At 51.3% G+C, this 20,789-nt stretch carries 18 protein-coding genes; 2 read left to right on the top strand and 16 right to left on the bottom strand.

Going from position 1 to position 20,789, the window contains the following annotated elements; genetic code table 11:
- Positions 1-12: 12 nt before the first annotated feature.
- Both L1D43_RS11830 and serB read right to left on the bottom strand, forming a co-directional pair.
- On the bottom strand, positions 13-939 hold the full coding sequence (locus L1D43_RS11830; RefSeq protein WP_239851990.1) for an alpha/beta hydrolase: 927 nt from the start codon (positions 937-939) through the stop codon (positions 13-15).
- A gap of 236 nt (positions 940-1,175) precedes the next feature.
- A complete protein-coding gene (serB, locus tag L1D43_RS11835; protein WP_239851824.1) occupies positions 1,176-2,159 on the bottom strand; it encodes a phosphoserine phosphatase SerB in 984 nt (327 codons plus the stop codon).
- A 42-nt stretch (positions 2,160-2,201) separates the two neighbouring features.
- On the opposite strand from serB, the gene L1D43_RS11840 reads away from it, so the two are divergent.
- Entirely contained in the window at positions 2,202-2,936 is a 735-nt protein-coding gene (locus L1D43_RS11840; RefSeq protein WP_275659124.1) for an AhpA/YtjB family protein, read from the top strand.
- A 168-nt stretch (positions 2,937-3,104) separates the two neighbouring features.
- Here the strand turns inward: L1D43_RS11840 and deoD are convergent, their stop codons facing one another.
- The 11 genes from deoD to pnp all read right to left on the bottom strand — a co-directional run bounded on the left by deoD (position 3,105) and on the right by pnp (position 16,544).
- Positions 3,105-3,815, bottom strand: coding sequence for a purine-nucleoside phosphorylase (gene deoD / locus L1D43_RS11845; RefSeq protein ID WP_041509114.1), 711 nt, complete (start codon positions 3,813-3,815; stop codon positions 3,105-3,107).
- Positions 3,816-3,925: 110 nt separating this feature from the next.
- Positions 3,926-5,143: a phosphopentomutase gene (locus L1D43_RS11850; protein ID WP_239851826.1), complete on the bottom strand. Its 1,218-nt coding sequence runs from the start codon at positions 5,141-5,143 to the stop codon at positions 3,926-3,928.
- An 11-nt stretch (positions 5,144-5,154) separates the two neighbouring features.
- A complete protein-coding gene (gene deoA, locus L1D43_RS11855) occupies positions 5,155-6,486 on the bottom strand; it encodes a thymidine phosphorylase (RefSeq protein ID WP_239851828.1) in 1,332 nt (443 codons plus the stop codon).
- Positions 6,487-6,643: 157 nt separating this feature from the next.
- A complete protein-coding gene (gene deoC, locus L1D43_RS11860) occupies positions 6,644-7,417 on the bottom strand; it encodes a deoxyribose-phosphate aldolase (protein WP_239851830.1) in 774 nt (257 codons plus the stop codon).
- Positions 7,418-7,868: 451 nt separating this feature from the next.
- The gene (locus tag L1D43_RS11865) at positions 7,869-8,702 is read right to left on the bottom strand and encodes an outer membrane protein OmpK (protein ID WP_239851831.1); all 834 of its coding nucleotides are present in this window, start codon (positions 8,700-8,702) and stop codon (positions 7,869-7,871) included.
- 341 nt (positions 8,703-9,043) lie between these two features.
- Complete coding sequence (locus L1D43_RS11870; RefSeq protein ID WP_220060173.1) at positions 9,044-10,303, bottom strand: NupC/NupG family nucleoside CNT transporter; 1,260 nt, start codon at positions 10,301-10,303, stop codon at positions 9,044-9,046.
- Positions 10,304-10,480: 177 nt separating this feature from the next.
- Complete coding sequence (locus L1D43_RS11875; protein ID WP_239851833.1) at positions 10,481-11,308, bottom strand: TatD family hydrolase; 828 nt, start codon at positions 11,306-11,308, stop codon at positions 10,481-10,483.
- Positions 11,295-11,504 carry a hypothetical protein gene (locus L1D43_RS11880; RefSeq protein ID WP_144203805.1) on the bottom strand — a complete coding sequence of 70 codons (210 nt, stop codon included), beginning with the start codon at positions 11,502-11,504 and terminating at the stop codon, positions 11,295-11,297. Before L1D43_RS11880 ends, L1D43_RS11875 begins: the two co-directional genes overlap by 14 nt.
- Positions 11,505-11,658: 154 nt before the next feature.
- Entirely contained in the window at positions 11,659-13,239 is a 1,581-nt protein-coding gene (gene prfC, locus L1D43_RS11885; RefSeq protein WP_041509109.1) for a peptide chain release factor 3, read from the bottom strand.
- 174 nt (positions 13,240-13,413) lie between these two features.
- Positions 13,414-14,304 carry a lipoprotein NlpI gene (gene nlpI / locus L1D43_RS11890; protein ID WP_239851835.1) on the bottom strand — a complete coding sequence of 297 codons (891 nt, stop codon included), beginning with the start codon at positions 14,302-14,304 and terminating at the stop codon, positions 13,414-13,416.
- 137 nt (positions 14,305-14,441) lie between these two features.
- Positions 14,442-16,544: a polyribonucleotide nucleotidyltransferase gene (gene pnp, locus L1D43_RS11895; protein ID WP_239851837.1), complete on the bottom strand. Its 2,103-nt coding sequence runs from the start codon at positions 16,542-16,544 to the stop codon at positions 14,442-14,444.
- 196 nt (positions 16,545-16,740) lie between these two features.
- Between pnp and L1D43_RS11900 the strand changes: the two genes are divergently transcribed.
- Positions 16,741-18,774 carry an EAL domain-containing protein gene (locus L1D43_RS11900; RefSeq protein ID WP_041509106.1) on the top strand — a complete coding sequence of 678 codons (2,034 nt, stop codon included), beginning with the start codon at positions 16,741-16,743 and terminating at the stop codon, positions 18,772-18,774.
- 120 nt (positions 18,775-18,894) lie between these two features.
- Here the strand turns inward: L1D43_RS11900 and rpsO are convergent, their stop codons facing one another.
- The 3 genes from rpsO to rbfA all read right to left on the bottom strand — a co-directional run bounded on the left by rpsO (position 18,895) and on the right by rbfA (position 20,629).
- Positions 18,895-19,164 carry a 30S ribosomal protein S15 gene (rpsO, locus tag L1D43_RS11905; RefSeq protein ID WP_033537407.1) on the bottom strand — a complete coding sequence of 90 codons (270 nt, stop codon included), beginning with the start codon at positions 19,162-19,164 and terminating at the stop codon, positions 18,895-18,897.
- Positions 19,165-19,259: 95 nt separating this feature from the next.
- Complete coding sequence (gene truB / locus L1D43_RS11910) at positions 19,260-20,207, bottom strand: tRNA pseudouridine(55) synthase TruB (protein ID WP_239851839.1); 948 nt, start codon at positions 20,205-20,207, stop codon at positions 19,260-19,262.
- Positions 20,207-20,629 carry a 30S ribosome-binding factor RbfA gene (gene rbfA, locus L1D43_RS11915; RefSeq protein ID WP_041509104.1) on the bottom strand — a complete coding sequence of 141 codons (423 nt, stop codon included), beginning with the start codon at positions 20,627-20,629 and terminating at the stop codon, positions 20,207-20,209. The genes truB and rbfA overlap by 1 nt, the downstream gene beginning before the upstream one ends.
- Positions 20,630-20,789: the final 160 nt, after the last annotated feature.

Below are 20,789 nucleotides of genomic sequence, written 5' to 3' on the forward strand. Positions count from 1 at the left end.
AGCACTAGAGCGTTAGAGCGCGCGGTACCAGCTCAGCACCTGGGGAAAATGGTCCCGTATGGCATCTTTATGGGTGAGCATCTCGGCGTGGCCATAGTCATGCAGGTTGCCGTTTGCCTTACTAAGCAGGCTATAGGTCACCTGCTTAAGGTGGCACTCTTTTATCATGCGCTGGACATCGGCAGGATTGCCCAGCACTTGATCCCCCTTGCCGGCGATAAACCAGGCCTTAGGCCAGCCCTGTTTCGTCCCCAAGTCACTAGCCGCCTTCGCATAATCAAACCCGTCGTCGTGATCTATCCAGTCTCCTCTGACCCAGTCGATACTCTGGGACAGAGAGGCCTTACTCTCATTGTCCATTCCCATGCGCCAGCGATCGGCGGCCAGGTACCCATGGCCAGCAGCAATCGCAGGAGCCAGCCTGTTCCAGACCAGATCCACCATCAGCCACTTCTTGAATGAACGTACCTTGATCGCCCGCTTGCTGCCGAAGGTCAACAGCGAGGCGACACTGGTCTGAAAGAATTCGAAACGCGCGATGGCGCTGGCCATCAGCACGCCTCCCCAGGAGTGGGCACACCAGTGCACCCTATGTGCCTGCGGATGTTGCGACAGGATATAGTGCTGCACCAGCGGAAGCTGCTCGCGGATCACCTCGCCCTGCCCATGACTGGCGCCAGTGCTCAGTTTAGGGGTACTCAGCCCCCGTCCCAGGGTGTCGAGCACGTAGACCACAAACCCCGCCTCGGCCAGGTAACAACCCAGTCCCCTGCCTTTGTCGCTATAGAAGACCCGGCCGTTAGACATGGCGCCGTGGAGCATCAAAATAGGCGGTTGGCTCATGTCGGCATCGGGCCGCTTAAGCAGACGCAGGTGTAGTTGCCCCTGATGATAGGGAATAAAACGTGATTCTTGGATCGGAGCCGACACAGAAGATATCCGAATAAAATTTGATTTAAGGTACTGACTTTAAAGGGGTAACTCAAGTACAAAAAGCAAAAAACAAGCGCAAAACTGTCTTAAACATGCGTTTAAAGATAATGACTTGTAGATCAAAGATAAAAGATTGATTTTAAACGCGAGCCTTATTGGGGTCTCTTCATAAATAGCCAAAATAAAAGGCCCGCATCATGCGAGCCTATCGATTCATCATTGGCGCGAACCTGAAATCTCGCCTAGGCAAGGTTAACTAACATAAAGGTCAGCACCCGCAGATCCAGCTTGGCAATCGCCGCATCGGCAGCCGCCTGCAACTTAGGCTTGGCATGGTAGGCGATGCCAAAATCGGCCGCCTGCACCATGGGGATATCGTTGGCGCCATCGCCTATGGCTAAGCGTTGGCCCACGGGGATCTGCCAGGTCTCGGCGCTGCGCAGCACGGTATCGGCCTTAAACTGAGCGTCTACCACTGTGCCTATCACCTCGCCTTTTAGCTTGCCCTCGACGATCACAAGTTCGTTGGCATAGGCCGCATCTAAGTTAAGTTGCTGCTTTAGATGGCCCACAAAGGGTGTGAAGCCTCCCGACGCCAGCACCAAACGCCAACCATGGGCCTGCAGCTCCGCCACCATCACCTCGAGGCCCGGCATTAGCGGCAGTTGGCCACACAGGGTATCTATGATGCCGGCATCGGCGCCCGCCAGCTTGGCCACTCGCTGTCGCAGGCTCTGCTCGAAATCAAGCTCGCCCTGCATGGCACGCTCGGTGACCTCGGCCACCGCCTCGCCAACCCCGGCCATGGCCGCCAACTCGTCGATACACTCTATCTGAATCGCCGTCGAGTCCATATCCATTACCAGCAGTCCCGGCTGGTCCAGCCTTGGCTGCTGGCCACCAATATACAAGATCTCAATATCGTCCCTCTCCGCCAGGACGTCGGCCAGCTTCTGCCCTGCCTGTTTATCAAGACAGAGCTCGATACAAGATAGGTCGTTTTGGCGTGTGATCACCGCAAGGCTCATCGGCTTTGCACAGGACAAAACCGCCTCGGCGATGTCACCCTGGCACTGAGCATCCTGATAGACCAGACGCAGGCGTAAATCAGCGTTGGGGGCGCTTGCTTCCTCATGGCGCGAAAAGAGACAGCCATTCAGGGTAATACTCGCGCTAACCTCATCATAGAGCCATGAAAACAGAGGATTTTGTTGCTGATTTGCCATTAGTCGTGCGTCTCCGGGTATCGGGTTAGAAAATAATCCATTATGATTAATAAAACCCTTATCATCTTCAGGTACAAAGTGTTTTTTCTTAAAGGACTCAAAAAGACCCAAAGGCTGACACGACTGCTGCAGATCAGTGTCGCTGTCGCCCTCATGGTGGGCTTGTTCCAATTATGGGAAACTAGCCTACTACAAGGTCAACAGCTTCTAAAGTCCCAAACCCAAAAGATGGCTCGTTTATTGGTGCAACAGACCGCCTATGGCGCCGCGCCGGCCTTGCAGCTGCAAAATGATGAGCAACTGCAGTGGCTCACCAGTGCATTGGTACTGGACCCCAAGGTGATGTCAGCCACCATCTTCAGCGAGAAGGGGCAACGCCTAGCCTTCGCCCAGAGCGTCACCGACGAGCCGCTCGAGCCTGAATCGGAAGAGCTAAGGGCTCTACTGGCACCTTACCCCCCCTATGTCGAGGCCGTGCTCCAGGATGATAAAAACCTTGGCTATATCGAGGTCAGGTTAGTGCCGCAGCGCTTCTTCAACGAGATCAAGGAGGCGCACCAGCTCAACATGGAGCAACAGCAGATGATGTTGATCATCGCCGGGCTCATAGGCATGCTGCTCTCCCGTGCCCTCTCCTTTAAACGGGCCGACTTCGAGCGTCGCAAGACCAAGAGCAAAATCGGCAAGCAAATCGCCGCCACCTTGGACGCGGATGAGACGCAGGAGAGCGACGACTCAGCTCAAGATGCTTCCGGTGATAAGAAGCGAGAAAATTAAGCCGTCCCCAGGCGAAGGACACAGACGAGAGTCGCGCTCAACATAAGTTAAGTCAGGTTTAGACAGAGAAAAGTCTTGATCAGAGGAAAGCCCTGGTCAGAGAAACCTTAGAGCAGACACAAAAAAACGGGCCGATTGGCCCGTTTTTCTTCAACACTAGCGTGATAATTACAGAGTAATTGCCGCTTCCAGTGTCATTTCGATCATCTCGTTGAAGGTGGTTTGACGCTCGTCAGAAGAGGTCTTCTCACCGGTACGGATATGGTCAGATACTGTTACCACACATAGCGCCTTAGCACCGAACTCTTTAGCAACGCCGTATAGACCGGCGGCTTCCATCTCGACGCCTAGCACGTCCATCTTTTCCATCACGTCGAACATTTCTGGATCTGGCGTGTAGAACAGGTCGGCAGAGAACACGTTACCTACGCGGTACTTAGTGCCCTTCTCTTCGGCAGCCTTAACTACCGCGCTCAACAGACCGTAGTCACAGATAGCAGCGAAGTCTTGGCCCTTGAAACGTAGACGGTTTACTTGTGAATCGGTGCAAGCACCCATACCGATGATCACGTCGCGTACCTTAACGTCTGTGCTGATCGCACCACAAGTACCTACGCGGATCAGGTTTTTCACGCCGTAGTCTTTGATCAGCTCAGTCGCATAGATAGAGCAAGAAGGGATACCCATACCAGAACCCATTACAGAGATACGAACGCCTTTGTAAGTACCTGTGAAGCCTAGCATGTTACGTACGTCAGTGACCTGCTCAACATTCTCTAGGAAAGTTTCAGCAATGTACTTAGCACGCAGTGGATCGCCTGGGAAAAGCACTGTATCAGCGAATGCACCGTCAACAGCATTAATGTGTGGTGTAGCCATCTATATAACCCCTATTTTTAGACTTAAGTCTTTTTCTAGTAGCGGTGGCCCAATTTAAGCCACCAAATCATAATATTGTAGCAGGATGACCTTAAGTCATCCTTATTTGCCTAGGCGACGAATGACTCGCCGTACTCCATAGGCTCAAGGCCGAAGTAGCTGGCAATGCTCTGACCGATATCGGCGAAGCTATTGCGACGACCCAGCGAACCTGGTGCTAAACCTGCGCCATAGGCCAATACGGGCACGCGCTCACGGGTATGGTCTGTACCCTGCCAGGTTGGGTCACAACCATGGTCTGCGGTCAGCAGCAGAAGATCGTCTTCACCTAGCAGTGCCAACATCTCTGGCAGACGGCTGTCGAAGTACTCCAGCGCGCGGGCATAACCGGCGATGTCACGGCGATGGCCGTAGTGAGAGTCGAAGTCGACGAAGTTAGTGAAGACTATGGTGCGGTCGCCAGCCTGTTTCACCTGTTCAAGCGTAGCATCGAACAGAGCTTCCAAACCTGTGGCCTTTACCTTCTTGGTGATACCGCAGTGCGCATAGATATCGGCAATCTTACCCACACTCACCACTTCACCACCGGCCTCTTTCAGCTTATCGAGAACCGTCTTTGATGGTGGCTCGACCGCGTAGTCTTTGCGGTTACCGGTACGGGCGAAATCGCTCGGGCCTGTGCCAACGAATGGACGGGCGATAACGCGGCCGATGTTGTAAGGCTCAAGCTCTTCACGGGCGATCTGACACAAGGTGTAGAGGTTATCCAGACCAAATGTCTCTTCGTGACAGGCGATCTGGAATACAGAATCGGCCGAGGTATAGAAGATAGGCAGACCAGAACGCATATGCTCTTCACCCAGCTCTTCGAGAATCGCCGTGCCTGAGGCATGGCAGTTACCCAGGAAGCCAGACAAACCAGCGCGCTCGAGGATCTTATCTGTCAGCTCTTTAGGGAAAGAGTTTTGCAGGTCGCTAAAGTAACCCCACTCGTACAGTACGGGCACGCCCGCCATTTCCCAGTGACCACTCGGGGTGTCTTTACCCGAGCTGAGCTCATCGGCATGACCGTAGGCACCGATCACTTCGACATCGTCACCGAAGCCTTCAGCAAAGCTGCCTGTGCTCTCTTTAGCGGCCATTGCCAGGCCGAGTTTGGCCAGGTTAGGTAGCTTAAGCGGACCTTCGCGACCTTCGTTTGCCTTGCCTTCGGCACACGCCTTAGCAATATGACCGAAGGTGTTTGAACCTGTGTCGCCAAAGGCTTCAGCATCTTTTGCTGCACCGACCCCGAAGGAGTCGAGCATCATAATGACAGTTCTTTTCATCTTTTACTCTCCTAGAGATCTGACTGACGAATGTAACGATAGATCTCTGGTGTTTTCTCTGGCGCTTCATCGCCAATGTGAATCGCTTTCTTCACGGCTGCCGCCGCTTCTTCGAAGGCGCTTTCAGATTGCGCATGTACCATGGCAATCGGCTTATCTGAGGTGATCTCATCGCCCAGTGCACAGACTTGGGTCAAGCCCACACTGTAGTCTAGGGCATCACCTGGCTTACGACGTCCACCGCCTAGGGTCACCACCGCAAGACCAAGCTCACGGGTATCCATAGAGGTTGCAAAACCACTACGGTCGGCGTAGACAGGACGAATGATCTGCGACTGTGGCAGATACTTAGCATAGTTTTCGATAAAGTCTGCAGGGCCACCTAGGCCAGAAATCATGCGGCCAAAGATATCGGCAGCCTTACCGTTATCCAGCACACGATTGAGCTTGTCACGCGCCTCGGCTTCGTTAGCGGCCAAGCCACCTAACTGTAGCATCTCGGCACACAGACCCATGGTCACTTCATACAGACGTGGATTACGGTATGCACCCGTGAGGAAATCAACCGCTTCCTTCACTTCCACCGCGTTACCCGCACATGAGGCCAGCACCTGGTTCATATCGGTCAGCAGCGCAGTTGTCTTGGTACCGGCACCATTGGCCACGGCTGTGATACTGCGAGCCAGCTCTTCAGAGGCTTCATAGGTCGGCATAAAGGCACCGCTACCCACCTTAACATCCATGGCTAATGCATCGAGACCGGCGGCAAGTTTCTTAGAAAGAATAGAAGCTGTGATGAGAGAGATGGATTCGACGGTTGCGGTATTATCGCGAATTGAATAGAAGCGCTTATCGGCGGGGACCAGGTCACCAGTCTGACCTATGATGGCGACACCGGCTTCTTTAACGACTTTTCTGAACAGGTCGCTATCAGGCTCAGTCTGGTACCCTGGAATCGCATCGAACTTATCCAGGGTTCCGCCGGTATGGCCAAGGCCACGGCCGGAGATCATGGGCACATATCCGCCACAGGCGGCTGCCATGGGGCCAAGCATCAGGCTGATCACATCGCCCACACCGCCCGTGCTGTGCTTGTCGATGATAGGGCCATCTAAGCCAAGGTTTTTCCAGTTAAGAACGGTACCAGAGTCACGCATGGCTGTCGTCAGCGCAATACGTTCATCCATGTTCATGTCTTTGAAATAGACCGCCATACCCAGTGCAGCGATTTGGCCTTCAGACACTGTGTTGTTAGTGATCCCTTGAACGAAAAACTGGATCTCTTGAGTCGACAACACTTCGCCATTACGTTTTTTACGAATAATCTCTTGTGCTAGAAACATGGTACTGCCTCCAAATTTGTCACAAAAATTCGTATTCGAGTGACAAATTCTCTTGTTTAACGCCAAAACCGTAATTTAATTACGAACAATATATACAAGTTTTGGCGTTATCAAATAGATTTAGATCACACTTAACTAATAAAGCTAACCGCGTCGCTTAGTAACCTTGAGGACCCTTAGGTGCTTCGGCCAATCCCAGGGTGTGTAACAGGTTGTTTAGCAGGCTAGACGCACCGAAACGGAAGGTACGTGGAGTAGCCCAGCCTTTGCCTAGCAGACGCTCGGCGACACCTAAGAACTCTTCTGCGGCTGCAGCATCACGCACACCACCGGCTGGTTTGAAACCAACTTTAGGGTTCTTCTCGGCGATAACTGTCATCATGATCTCGGCGGCTTCTAAGGTGGCGTTAACTTCCACTTTGCCTGTAGAGGTCTTGATAAAGTCAGCACCGGCGTCGATAGACAACTCAGAGGCCTTACGGATAAGCGCAGGGTCTTGCAGTACGCCAGACTCGATGATCACCTTCAGCAATACATCGTCACCACAGGCTTCTTTACAGGCTTTAACCAGCTCATAACCTACGGTTTCGTTACCGGCCATCAGGGCACGGTATGGGAATACTACGTCAACCTCATCGGCGCCATAGGCAACGGCGGCACGCGTCTCTAGCACGGCGATCGCGATGTCATCGTTACCATGGGGGAAGTTAGTGACTGTAGCAATTTTGATCTCTTCACAACCCATCTCATTCAGGGTCTTACGAGCGATAGGAATAAAACGAGGATAGATACAGATTGCAGCTGTGTTACCTGCAGGAGTCTTAGCCTTATGACATAACTCAATCACTTTTTGATCGGTATCGTCATCGTTCAGGGTCGTCAGATCCATCAACTCAATGGCTTGCTGTGCTGCTTTTTTTAAATCACTCATATTAGCTCTCCGAAACGTAAATTATTAATTCAGAAATAAGAAATTGACGTATGACAGCACCTAGAGTTGGCATCTTTTGATTATATTTATGGCCGGGCCTTCAGGCGTTGCCGTAAATTTGTTTTATCGGTACGACACAACAAGTTTACTAATTCAGGTATTCAATGCCCTGGTGAAACCAGCGGCGATCCTGACACAAGGGTCACGACTTGAATCCTTGAAGACCGGGAAGGGGGAACTAAGTAATTATACTTTGTAGAGTAGTGTTCCAGCCTTTCCGCGAAAAATCCTTTTTAGCGCGTAAAACTACTAACCTTTATGTAAACAAGCTCTATTAATATAGTCCATGCTTAGATAAAGATTACTCACTTAGGTTAAACAATCATGACAAACCTAAGAGAGAGATGAGGAGCCGCCTTCAGGCGGCTCCCAAACCTACAAAATTCTGAATTTAGAACTTGTAAGTTGCGGTGAAGTAGTGACCCCAACCAGTGGTTTCCAGGCCAACGATACCAGCGCCATCTTTCAGCAGGTAAACGTCTTTGTAGCCTTTCAGACCATAGCCAAGTGCATACTTGTCAGAGTGCCAGTACAGACCGAAGAAGGCTGCACCACCGTTGTCAGACATAGGAACGAACTCGTTACCCATATCTTCGTCACCACCGAACTGCCAATCAACATAACCTTGGAAAGATAGGAAGCTCTTGTTTTCGAAGAAGTAGAAAGGCTTGAACCAGTTAGCAGAGAACTGGTAACCGTTCCACTCTTTCTTGTTCAGGTCGTAGTGAGCGTATAGGTTCATGCCGGTTTTGCCTAACCAAGGCACGTTTACGTCAGCACCGATACCCCAGAAAGTAGCGTTTACGTCTTCACCGATAGCTCCGCCACCCCAGTTGAACAGAGTTGAGAAGTAAACTTCTTGAACTGGGCCGAAAGACAGGTCTTTACCTGTGATCGCATCTAGAGAGAAGCGTGGGTTAAACTTCATGAACATTTTGCTAGAGCCAGAGCCAGAAGCTTTGTCGCCAGAGCTTTCGTTGCCCAGGTTGAACACATCAACATAACCGTATAGATCAACGATACCCTTACGGCCACCGAATTCCATCTCTAGGTAGTTGTGTCCGCTCTCACCAGCACTTGGTAGCTCGTCTACAGAGTACATAGCGTTGAACTGCATCCACTTGTAGTCGGTAGCGTATAGATCTGAACGATCTGCTGCGAAAGCGCTGGTAGACATTGCTGCTACGGTAGTAGCGGCTAAAGCTAAAGTTTTAACGTTTTTCATCATCAACCCCATTATTTTATGGTTTTACTGCTCTTTACGAGTCAGCGTTTCTTTCTTTGTTGGCGCCGCATTTTACTCAAATTGTATTAAATCACAATATAATTAATGTAAAAATGCGAACACAATATTCTAACACTAAAACAAACTTCTGATTTATCACTGATATTGGTGTCTAATCACCTAATAGGCTGAAGTTTGTTTACACACAGCTACCCATCAACAGCAGTGATAAATAGCCATCTTGTTACTAATACGTTGAAAAATGGTTGAGTTAACGCTGACTCTGCCCTGCTGGGCAGAGTCGTCGTTCAGGGGCATCCCCCCAAGGAATTTCCTGAGACTTATAACGCTAGGAACAGACCCGCTAGCGTTGCACTCATTAGGTTAGCTAGAGAACCAGCTACTACCGCACGGATACCAAGCTTAGCTAGGTCGTGACGACGGGTAGGAGCCATTGCACCTAGACCACCCAGTAGAATCGCGATAGAAGACAGGTTAGCGAAACCACACAGAGCGAATGAAATGATTGCCTTAGTTCTGTCAGACATTACAGCGTTAGTCGCTTCAACCAGCAGACCACCATCAGCAACATCTTTCAGGTATGGAGCGAAGTTCAGGTAAGCAACGAATTCGTTAACAACGATCTTCTGACCGATGAAAGAACCTGCGATAAGGGCTTCGTTCCAAGGCACACCGATTAGGAATGCTAGAGGCATGAAGATGTAACCAAGGATCAGCTCAAGCGTGATACCTTCGGCGCCGAACAGGCCAGTTACACCACCGATAATACCGTTGATCATCGCAATCAGACCAACGAAGGCTAGTAGCATCGCACCAACGTTCAGAGCTAGGTGCATACCAGATGAAGCACCGGCAGCCGCAGCGTCAAGTACGTTAGCTGGCTTGTCTGGATCTTCTGGCAGCTCATCCATTTCGTTAACAGTTTTCTCTGTTTCAGGATGCATTAGCTTAGCCATCAATAGACCACCAGGTGCAGCCATGAATGATGCAGCAACTAGGTACTCGATAGGTACACCCATCTGCGCGTAACCAGCCAATACTGAACCAGCGATAGAGGCTAGACCACCCACCATGATAGCGAACAGCTCAGATTGAGTCATAGTCGCGATGAATGGACGAACAACCAGTGGCGCTTCAGTTTGACCAACGAAGATGTTAGCAGTCGCTGACATAGACTCAGTACGGCTAGTACCCAGAGCTTTCTGCAGACCACCACCGATGATACGGATGATCCACTGCATGATACCTAGGTAGTAAAGTACCGCGATCAGCGATGAGAAGAAGACGATTACAGGCAGTACGTTGATGGCGAAGATGAAACCAACTTTGAAGTTAGCCAGATCGCCGAACAAGAAGCCAATACCGTTTTGTGCGTAACCGATAACGCTAGATACGCCATCTGAAACACTTTTTAGAATGTCTTTACCGATAGGTACGTACAGTACGAAACCAGCAAAGAATGCCTGAATCGCAAGTGCACCAAATACGGTACGCATGTTGATAGCTTTTTTGTTGTTAGAAAGCAAAAAACCTATCGCGAGTAGGACGACCACCCCTACTAAACTCATTAAAATATCCATTAACCATCACCCTATTGTTAATACTTTTTAATTATGTTGTTAACCAACCTTTTTCACCGACAGATTATACCCGACCGGATGGTTAAAATCGTCGTTTTGATCAAGTTTTTGAAGTTTTATTTCAAGGTGTTACAAAAAAAACTTGGTGCGATTTACATCTGTTTTTTCAAAAATAAACTAGAGGTCAAAGAGTTGCAGCGTATTTCGAAACACTTGTTCTGATACCAGAACGTTAGATTTTTTTTGCAAATTTGCGATTTTCTCAATTAGCAAATGCAAAATTAAGCCAGATCCGCCGGTTTTATCGGCAAATTGCGACTTTTTCAGCTGGTAAACCAGGGCCAAATCAGTCTCGATCACCAGATGTTCTAACGGTAACTTGACAAGCGTTTCTTGCAATTTTTTCGCCTTTTCCTCCAGCAACAGATGACCTACTCCTAGGTAACACCCCGCATCCACATAGTGCTGAGCCAACTGCATCGAGCCATAAAAGCCATGTATCACACCTCCTCTTGCCAAAGGGTAGCGTTTGAGTAACGCCAGCACCTCGTTGTGGGCCTTGACGCTATGCAGAATCACCGGCAATTCGTGTTGCTGGGCCAACTGCAGTTGCGCCTCGAAACAGGGAAGCTGAGCCTCCCAGGAAGCTTTATGTAAGGCATCTAACCCACACTCGCCGATGGCAACCAGCTTGGGGTCGTCGCCTCGCTCCTCAAGAAGTTTAGACAAGTTTTCAATATCTTGCTGCCAATCTTCAGTGCAATACCAGGGATGAACCCCGAGTCCATAATGAAAGCCATGGCGCGCCGCAATCGCCTGAAGCTTAGGCCATTGACTGGCGCTGACGCCTGGGATCACCGCATCTTTAAGGCCATTGGCCCTGAGCCTGGCGACTAACTGCTCACGCTCAGCATCGAATTCGTCAAAATCCAGATGCACATGACTGTCGATAACCGCAAGCCTGCTATCGAATGCCTTGCTATCCTGGGAATCACCGGCGCGCATCTTCAACTCTCGCCTTGGCATCATGTGGTGCTTGCTGAGGTTTCTCTGCCTGGTGAGCGGTTAATGCCGACTCACTCAATTTAGGCTCATTTAATTCGGGATCACTTATTTTGGGCGCGCAGCAGCGCTGATTCTCCGGCGTTAGCCCCATACGATCACACCAGGCGATATAGGCGCGCCACCATTTCACTATCATCTTGGCTCCTTAATTCTATGGTTTTTGACTTCTCTGGCCCCACTTCAATGGTCCCCTACTTCAATAGCGCCTAGTTCAATCGCTTAGTTTCACTATACTGAAGGGCTCAAAAAATGTGCATAAAAAAAGCAGCCTAGGCTGCTTTTTCAATTTTTTAGTTCTCGCGGGTCTTGGCGAACTCTATGTCGGGATAACGTTCTATCGACAAATTGAGGTTCACCATGGTCGGCGCCACATAGGTGAGGTTGTCGCCGCCATCTAGCGCCAAATTGTTGCTGCACTTTCGCTTAAACTCTTCAAGCTTCTTGGCATCTTCGCAGTAGACCCAGCGCGCCGTCGCCACGCTGATCGCCTCGTAGATAGCCTCGACCTTATATTCGCTCTTAAGACGCTGCACAACCACTTCAAACTGCAGCACACCCACGGCGCCCACGATCAGGTCGTTGGAGTCCAGCGGACGGAACACCTGCACCGCACCTTCTTCAGACAGCTGTACCAGACCTTTGAGCAGCTGTTTCTGCTTCAGCGGGTCCTTGAGCCTGATACGACGGAACATCTCAGGTGCGAAGTTTGGTACACCGGTAAAGCGAAGCTTCTCACCTTGGGTAAAGGTATCGCCGATGCGTATGGTGCCATGGTTATGCAAGCCGATAATATCACCAGGATAAGCCGCCTCGGCACGGTTACGATCGCCGGCCATGAAAGTTAGGGCGTCGCTGACGTTCACATCTTTACCAATACGCACATGGTGCATCTTCATGCCTTGCTCATAACGACCGGAGCAGATACGCATGAAGGCGACACGGTCCCTGTGCTTAGGATCCATGTTCGCCTGGATCTTAAACACGAAGCCACTGAACTTAGGCTCATCGGGCTCGACATTACGCAGATCTGATTCACGGGCCTGGGGACGCGGCGCCCACTCGACGATGCCATCGAGAATATGGTCAACACCAAAGTTACCCAGTGCGGTACCAAAGAACACAGGGGTCAGCTCGCCCTTGAGGAAGGCATCCAGGTCGAATTCATGGGAGGCGCCCAGCACCAGCTCCATCTCGTCACGCAGGTCTTGTGCGTAGCTGCCAATCGCCTCATCCAGCTCGGGATTATCCAGGCCCTTGATGATGCGCGAGTCTTGGATGGTGTGCCCCATACCGTTCTGATACAGGATCACCTCATCGCGGAGCAGATGATAGACACCCTTGAACTCTTTACCGGCGCCGATAGGCCAGGTAATTGGCGCACAGGCGATGTTCAGTACATTCTCTACCTCGTCCATCAACTCGATAGGATCACGAATGTCACGGTCAAGTTTGTTCATGAAGGTCACGATCGGCGTATCACGCAGACGGGTCACTTCCATCAACTTGATGGTGCGTTGCTCAACACCCTTTGCCGAGTCGATCACCATGAGGCAAGAGTCAACCGCGGTCAGCGTACGATAGGTATCTTCCGAGAAGTCTTCGTGACCCGGAGTATCCAGCAGGTTCACCAAGGCCTCGCGGTAAGGGAATTGCATCACAGAGGTGGTAATCGAGATACCACGATCCTTTTCCATCTCCATCCAGTCAGACTTGGCATGCTGTCCCGACTTCTTACCCTTTACCGTGCCCGCCTTCTGCAACGCCTGTCCGAATAACAAGACCTTCTCGGTGATGGTGGTTTTACCCGCATCCGGGTGCGAGATGATGGCGAAAGTACGACGCTTGTCGACTTCAACTGTATAGCCTGACATGATTACCTGCGAATTTGATGGAGTGTTAAAAGCGGGCAATTATAGCGCCAAGCTTATCCTATGGCTAGTTTGGCAACCCGGAACTGGGCGCTTGTGTGGCGCCGACAGATAAAAACGAAAAGGCCCGCCAATAGGGCGAGCCTCAACAAACGATAATATAACTTACGTTCTGCATTAAGGCTGAGCAATCAGTTCGTTTATCTTTGCCAGTTCGACCCTGGCATATCTATGCTCGACGAAATCATAGATGTTGGTCGCCAAGGCCAAGCGGAAGTAATTGGCGGCATCGCTGTAGTTGCCCTGCCTCTCGGCGATCTTAGCGATATAGAAATAGGCCTCACATAGGCGCTCGGCATACTCATTGGGATGACTCAGCCCCTGCTTAGCCACCTCAAAGACCTGCTCACGACTCACCTTACCAAGATAGAAATCCACTAATGTGGTGGACCACTGCGAGTCGTCCAGCTTAGCTCTGTTCTCGGCTAAATGCTGCTTAGCCTGCTCGGCGCCCAGTTTCGACTCTGTGATATAGAGCCAAAGCGCGCGGTAGCCATCTTGCTCATTGGCCCGATAGAAAGACTGCATGTCGGCCACGGCCAGCTCGTCTCGCTGACCATAATAGAGGGCGATGCCGCGATTGAGATAGGCATAGTCATAATCGGGGGAGAGCTCGAGTACGGCGTCGAAGGCCTCATAGGCACTCTCAAATTCCCCTTCCTGGGTGTAATAGATGCCGATAAAGTTATAGGCATCGGCCAGATTAGGCTGCAACTTCAACGACTGGTGAAAGTCGATGCGACTCAGGATGCGTAGTCCGACACTGTCGTAGATCACCCCACGGTCATAATGAAAACGCGCACGCTGCTCAGGAGTCAGTTCGGCCGAGGCTAGGATATCGTTCAATCTGGCTAAGGTAACCTCGAGCTTATAATCGGGCATTACCGGGGCCACCATCAGCTTACCCTGCTCTGCCGTCGCCGCCGATTGAGTCGATACACATCCTGTCAGTAACAAACTTAGGCCGGTCATCACTGCCAAAGAGACCGAGCGTAATTTATGAGTCATCCATTTAACCTTTTCAGCGCTGCAATTGCCTCAATCATAGCAATACCAAATTGTGACGGCTATCTTCTATGAGAAAAAACCAATAAAAAAGGAGACCTAATGGTCTCCTTTCAAATTTCACTCGCTTGCGCTATCGATTATTCGCTTGCCGCTTCTTCTTTTGGCTGAGCTTCTTTCATCGACAGACGTACACGGCCTTGGCGATCGACTTCCATCACCTTAACCTTCACTTCCTGACCCACTTCCAGGTAGTCAGAGACGTTGGCGACGCGCTCCTCGGCAATTTGCGAGATATGCACCAGACCGTCTTTACCCGGTAGGATAGTCACGAAGGCGCCAAAATCGACGATACGAACAACCTTACCGTTGTAGACACTACCCACTTCAACCTCGGCAGTGATCTCCTGGATACGACGGATAGCTTCCTTGGTCGCATCGCCGTTGGCAGAAGCAATCTTCACGGTACCGTCATCTTCCAGCTCGATGGTGGTACCAGTCTCTTCGGTCAATGCACGGATAGTCGCGCCACCTTTACCAATCACGTCACGGATCTTCTCAGGGTTGATCTTAAGAGTAGTGATACGTGGAGCGTGATCAGAAATATCGGCACGGTGGCCAGAAATAGCCTGATCCATCACGTTCAAGATATGTACACGAGCGCCATAGGCTTGTTGCAGCGCGATCTGCATGATCTCTTTGGTGATACCTTCGATCTTGATATCCATCTGCAGCGCAGTCACACCGTCACGGGTACCGGCCACTTTGAAGTCCATGTCACCCAGGTGGTCTTCGTCACCCAGAATGTCAGACAGTACGACGAAGTCGTCGCCTTCTTTCACTAGACCCATGGCGATACCAGCAACCGAAGTCTTGATCGGTACACCTGCGTCCATCAGTGCCAGTGAAGTACCACAAACTGACGCCATAGAGCTTGAACCGTTGGATTCGGTGATCTCAGATACCACACGGATGCTGTATGGGAACTCTTCCGCTGACGGCATAACCGCGTTGATACCACGCCATGCCAGCTTACCGTGACCAATTTCACGACGCTTAGGCGAACCAACCATACCGGTTTCACCCACAGAGTATGGAGGGAAGTTGTAGTGCAGCATAAAGCGGCTGGTCTGCTCACCCATGATGCTATCGATCTTCTGTGCGTCACGCTCGGTACCTAGGGTACAGGTAACCAGCGCCTGAGTCTCACCACGGGTGAACAGTGCGCTACCATGAGTACGTGGCAATACGCCCGCCATGACGTTCAGGGCACGGATCATATCTGGTTCACGACCGTCGATACGTGGGTTGCCTGCGATGATACGGCTACGAACCACCTTCTTCTCCAGACTACCTAGTAGACCTTCGATTTCACGTACATCTGCATCTGGGTTTTCTGCCAGCAATGCTTCGATGGCGGCAGTCTTCACTACACCCACTTGAGCGTAACGATCTTGCTTAACTTGAATTTGGTAAGCTTCGGTTAGACCCGCTTCAGCCAATTCTTTGATCTTGGCAACCAGCTCTTCATTTTGTACTGGTGCGGTCCAGTCCCATTCAGGCTTGTTAACTTCTGCTTTTAGCTCTTTGATCGCCTGGATAACAACTTGCTGTTGCTCGTGACCATAAACCACGGCGCCAAGCATCACTTCTTCTGGCAGCGCATCGGCTTCAGACTCAACCATAAGTACTGCATTTTCAGTACCGGCCACAGAAAGTTCTAGCTGGCTGTCTGCAAGCTGAGAAACCGTTGGGTTGAGGATGTATTCGCCATCGACATAACCCACGCGAGCAGAACCCAGTGGACCGTTGAATGGGATGCCTGAAATAGACAGTGCCGCCGAAGTACCTATCATAGAGATCACTTCAGGGCTGATTTCTGGGTCAACAGAAACCACAGTGATGATCACCTGAACTTCGTTCTTAAAACCATTAGGGAATAGAGGACGAATAGGACGGTCAATCAGACGCGCAGTGAGGGTCTCGCCTTCAGATGGACGGCCTTCGCGCTTGAAGAATCCACCAGGGATTTTACCCGCAGCGTAAGTTTTTTCCTGGTAATTAACGGTTAACGGGAAAAAGTCACGACCTGGCTCTTCAGCTTTCTTGCCTACAACAGTAACCAATACCGTTGTATCGCCCATACTTGCCAAAACAGCTGCGTCTGCTTGACGTGCAATAACCCCAGTCTCTAGCGTGACTGTGTGCTGACCATATTCAAAACTCTTTACGATTGGATTCACGTGAACCTTTCCTTAATTTAATAACCTTAATTTCGCGGCTAAGTATACTGCAAGTCTAATCAATAGATAAAGAGCACATGTAGATGACAAAGCTGAATCTTTTCTCTAAAGTGGTTAGATAAAGATAAATTTCTGTCTATCGCTGCTTTTTCTGAAATTTAGAATGTGATTGGTCACTGGTAACAAGGGGTGGCAAATGAGCGCTCGGTTTAAATCCTTAACATGGAAACAAACGACTCTGGTCGTTTTTTCAGCGTTATTTTTTGCCGTTGCCATCTTTATTGTCGAGGTCGCCCTGGTCGGGGTCTCGGCCCGCCAACAGCTCATGGTCGCCCAGGAAGAGCTCCTCAACTCTATCGAGCAGCCCGCCGCCAATGCCGTCTGGGCCTTGGACGACAACCTGGCCACCCAGACCCTGGAAGGGGTGCTTAAGGTCGAGCATGTGGGCGAGGCGGTGATCGAACTCGATGACGGCAGTATGTTTGTCTCCATGAACAATCCCTTCACCGATAACCCACTGGTGCGTAAGCTCAGTGAAAAACTGTTTGGCGACCTGAAACAGATCAGCCGCACCCTCTACCGTCCCTCCTTCTTCGAGGGTACGGAGAAACAACAGATCATCGGCACCCTGACCATCTTCTATAACACCCAGGAGCTGACCGACTCCCTGTTTTCCCAGTTACGTTTCAGCTTCCTGGCCACCCTGGCCCGGGCGCTCCTGGTCACCATGGCGCTGTCCATCATCTTCCACCGCTTCCTGACCAAACCTATCGCCCAGATCAGCGAGGCGATAGATAAGATAGATCCAGAGCTGCCGGACGAGAATCTGCTGCCCATGTCTCCTGCCCATCAGGACGACGAACTGGGCCTGGTGACATCAAAATTTAATCAAATCTTAATTCAATTTGGTCAGACCCAGAGCAAACTGCGCCGCATGGCCACCCGGGATCCCCTCACCGGCCTGCCCAACCGCACCCTGCTGCTGGAAACCATCGCCGTATCGATTCAGCGCGCCAGGGTGCATAAGCATCAATTTACCATGCTGTTTATCGATCTCGACCGTTTCAAGAACGTCAACGACTCTCTGGGGCATGCGCTAGGGGATCAATTCCTCGCCCGTATCGCCAGGGTGCTTGAGCGTGTCGTCGGCGATCGCGGCACTGTGGCCCGCCTGGGCGGCGACGAGTTTGTCATCCTGGCCGAAGATGCCAGAACACCGGATCAAGCGGCGGATTTTGTCGACAAGCTCCTCATGCAGCTCAACGTGCCCCTGCAGCTTAACGAACACACCATACATCCAGCGGCGTCCGTGGGGATCTCTATCTATCCCGATGATGGCCTGAGCGCCGAAGATCTGATCCGCCATGCAGACATCGCCATGTACAGCGCCAAGGCCGCAGGTTCCAATCAATGGGCCTTCTTCAAGCAGCAGATGACTGAGCGGGCCGCCGTGCGCCTCAGAACCGAGGCCTCCCTACATGACGCATTGAAAAACAACGAATTCCTGCTGCACTTTCAGCCCAAGTTTAATATCAAAACAGGTAAGGTTATCGCCTGTGAGGCGCTGATACGCTGGAAGAAAGATGGCCGGCTCATCAGCCCTATGTCTTTCATCCCCGTAGCCGAGGAGACAGGCATCATCATCCCGCTCGGGCGCTGGGTTATCGAAGAGGCCTGCCGCACCCTGAAGCATTGGCGTAAGCGCTATAACTACGCCATCCCCATCGCGGTCAACGTCGCCTCACAGCAGTTTGCCGATGCCAGCCTGGTGCCGGATATCAAGCAACTGGCACTGCGCTACCAGATAGATCCTAACCTGCTTGAGATAGAGATCACCGAGACCTCGCTGATGAATGATATCGAGCTCGCCATCCATAAACTGGAGCAGCTCAAGGGCGCCGGATTTGGTATCGCGGTGGACGACTTCGGCACCGGCTACTCCTCGCTCTCTTACCTGCGTCACCTGCCGATCACCACCATGAAGATCGACCGCTGCTTCGTAACGGATCTCCCCAATGAGAGCGCCATCGCCTCTACCATCTTGATGCTCGGCAAACAGTTAAACCTGCATATCGTGGCTGAAGGCATTGAGAATGAGCAGCAGCTGAACTGGCTCAAGCAGATGGACTGCCAGATAGGTCAGGGCTTCTATTACAGTCAGCCGCTGGATATTAGCGAGTTTGAGGAACGCTATATCGCCCCCAACAACGCTAGCATCAGCCAGATTTAATCGCCGCTTTAATGTCACCAAAGCGATTAGCCAATGCCATTAGCAACAGCCATTTCCGAAAATCAGGCATAAAAAAAGGAGGCTAAGCCTCCTTTTTTCACTACAGTACTAATCGATAGATTAGCGACGTAGACCTAACTTCTTGATAAGCTCTTGATAGCGCTCGTTTTCAGTGCGCTTCAGGTAAGCTAGAAGCTTACGACGAGAGTTAACCATGCGAAGCAAACCACGACGTGAGTGATGATCATGGATGTGCTCTTTGAAGTGACCTTGTAGGTGGTTGATCTGTGCAGTTAGCAGGGCAACCTGAACTTCAGTAGAACCTGAATCATTTTCACCACGGCCGAAATCAGCCAGGATTTGTGCTTTTACTTCTTTACTTAGTGACATTTTTTTCTCCAAAAATAGATAGAAACTTCAGCCGATCACTAACTCAGCCAAAGAGAGCGCGCTATAGTACCGATTTTAGCGCCATTAAGCAAGCCTCAGGCCTGCTCGTCGTGCAATACCACCAGGCGCTTAGGCGCCAACAACCCATCGTCGTTCATCTGGCCGATGCCGACAAATTGTTTCGCCTCACCGAGCGTGATGCGTACCAGCTCATCCACCGGCAGATTCGCCACCCGAACCGGATTACCATTCATCAGATAGTGGGCCAGCTCATCGGAAACGTTGATCTCCTTGAGGCCGCTCACCGCTGTGTCCATAGGCAACAACAAAGGATCCAGCAGCTCCTTGGGAGGGCGCTCCTCGGCCAGTGCCTGGGCGAGTAATGCCTCGAGCTGTTCCAGGGTCACCATCTTATCGTAAGGATAACCGGCGACGCCTGTGCGGCGCAGCATGATGACATGGGCGCCACATCCCAGCATCTCACCGAGATCGTCTGTGATGGTGCGAATATAGGTGCCCTTAGAACAGTGAATGTCCAGGGTCAGCTCATCACCCTCGAGCTTGATAAAATTGAGCTCGAAGACATTGATAGGGCGCGCCTCACGAGGCACCTCTTTGCCTTCTCTGGCGTACTTGTATAAGGGCTGGCCCTGATACTTGAGCGCCGAGTACATAGAGGGCACCTGCATGGTCTCGCCACGAAAATGTTCCAGTGCCTCTTCGAGCTGCTGCTCGGTGAAGTTAATCGGGCGCGTCTGCACCACCTCTCCATCTGAATCACTGGTATCGGTGCGCACACCTAGCTTGGCGGTCACCAGGTAACGCTTGTCGGCATCGAGCAGATGCTGAGAAAACTTGGTGGCCTCCCCCAGGCAGATCGGCAGCATGCCGGTCGCTAAGGGATCTAGCGCGCCGGTATGGCCCGCCTTGGCGGCGTTATAGATTCGCTTGACTCTCTGCAAGGCGAAGTTGGAGCTCATTCCTGTGTCTTTGTCCAGCAGCACTATGCCGTCGACCAAGCGACCTCTAGGTTTACGCGCCATTAGTTATCATCCTGCTCGGTGCTGTCCTGCTCTTCGTCTTCACGACCGTGTTCGCGCGCCTTGGCCTTATCCTTGGTGATCACTTGACTCACCAGGTTAGACATACGCATACCCTCAATCAGTGAGGCGTCGTAGATGAAGCGAATCTCAGGCATAACCCTTAGCTTCATGCGACCCGCTACCAGTGAGCGTACATAACCCGCTGCCGCCTCTAGTGCCGCCAGCTTCTCTTCTACCACCGCCTTGTCTTCCTCGAAGAAGGTGACATAGACCTTGGCGTAGTTAAGATCGCGAGATACATCGACGTCGTTAACCGTCACCATACCGATACGCGGATCTTTGATGTCACGTTGCAACACCTGAGCCAGCTCTTGCTGTAGCTGCTGGGCGATGCGACGAGTACGACTAAATTCTCTTGCCATAATATTTTGCCATCTCAAAAACAGGTGACCGGCTTGGTAAAGCTGCAACCAACGCTATGTCGGTAACGCCTTGCCTCGGGTCATGCCTGAACAAAAAGGGCGGCTTACGCCGCCCCTTGGATACTGATACCAATCGTAGTAAATAGCTGATCATCCTAGC

Origin of the sequence: Shewanella sp. Isolate8 (assembly GCF_022398495.1) — a bacterium.
Taxonomy (GTDB): Bacteria; Pseudomonadota; Gammaproteobacteria; order Enterobacterales; family Shewanellaceae; genus Shewanella; species Shewanella aquimarina.

Excerpts from the sequence above, each read along its gene's own strand:
- serB (WP_239851824.1), bottom strand. The coding sequence starts at position 2,159 with ATGGCAAATCAGCAACAAAATCCTCTGTTTTCATGGCTCTATGATGAG.
- L1D43_RS11840 (WP_275659124.1), top strand. The coding sequence starts at position 2,202 with ATGATTAATAAAACCCTTATCATCTTCAGGTACAAAGTGTTTTTTCTT.
- deoD (WP_041509114.1), bottom strand. The coding sequence starts at position 3,815 with ATGGCTACACCACACATTAATGCTGTTGACGGTGCATTCGCTGATACA.
- L1D43_RS11850 (WP_239851826.1), bottom strand. The coding sequence starts at position 5,143 with ATGAAAAGAACTGTCATTATGATGCTCGACTCCTTCGGGGTCGGTGCA.
- deoA (WP_239851828.1), bottom strand. The coding sequence starts at position 6,486 with ATGTTTCTAGCACAAGAGATTATTCGTAAAAAACGTAATGGCGAAGTG.
- deoC (WP_239851830.1), bottom strand. The coding sequence starts at position 7,417 with ATGAGTGATTTAAAAAAAGCAGCACAGCAAGCCATTGAGTTGATGGAT.
- L1D43_RS11865 (WP_239851831.1), bottom strand. The coding sequence starts at position 8,702 with ATGAAAAACGTTAAAACTTTAGCTTTAGCCGCTACTACCGTAGCAGCA.
- L1D43_RS11870 (WP_220060173.1), bottom strand. The coding sequence starts at position 10,303 with ATGGATATTTTAATGAGTTTAGTAGGGGTGGTCGTCCTACTCGCGATA.
- L1D43_RS11875 (WP_239851833.1), bottom strand. The coding sequence starts at position 11,308 with ATGCGCGCCGGTGATTCCCAGGATAGCAAGGCATTCGATAGCAGGCTT.
- L1D43_RS11880 (WP_144203805.1), bottom strand. The coding sequence starts at position 11,504 with ATGATAGTGAAATGGTGGCGCGCCTATATCGCCTGGTGTGATCGTATG.
- prfC (WP_041509109.1), bottom strand. The coding sequence starts at position 13,239 with ATGTCAGGCTATACAGTTGAAGTCGACAAGCGTCGTACTTTCGCCATC.
- nlpI (WP_239851835.1), bottom strand. The coding sequence starts at position 14,304 with ATGACTCATAAATTACGCTCGGTCTCTTTGGCAGTGATGACCGGCCTA.
- L1D43_RS11900 (WP_041509106.1), top strand. The coding sequence starts at position 16,741 with ATGAGCGCTCGGTTTAAATCCTTAACATGGAAACAAACGACTCTGGTC.
- rpsO (WP_033537407.1), bottom strand. The coding sequence starts at position 19,164 with ATGTCACTAAGTAAAGAAGTAAAAGCACAAATCCTGGCTGATTTCGGC.
- truB (WP_239851839.1), bottom strand. The coding sequence starts at position 20,207 with ATGGCGCGTAAACCTAGAGGTCGCTTGGTCGACGGCATAGTGCTGCTG.
- rbfA (WP_041509104.1), bottom strand. The coding sequence starts at position 20,629 with ATGGCAAGAGAATTTAGTCGTACTCGTCGCATCGCCCAGCAGCTACAG.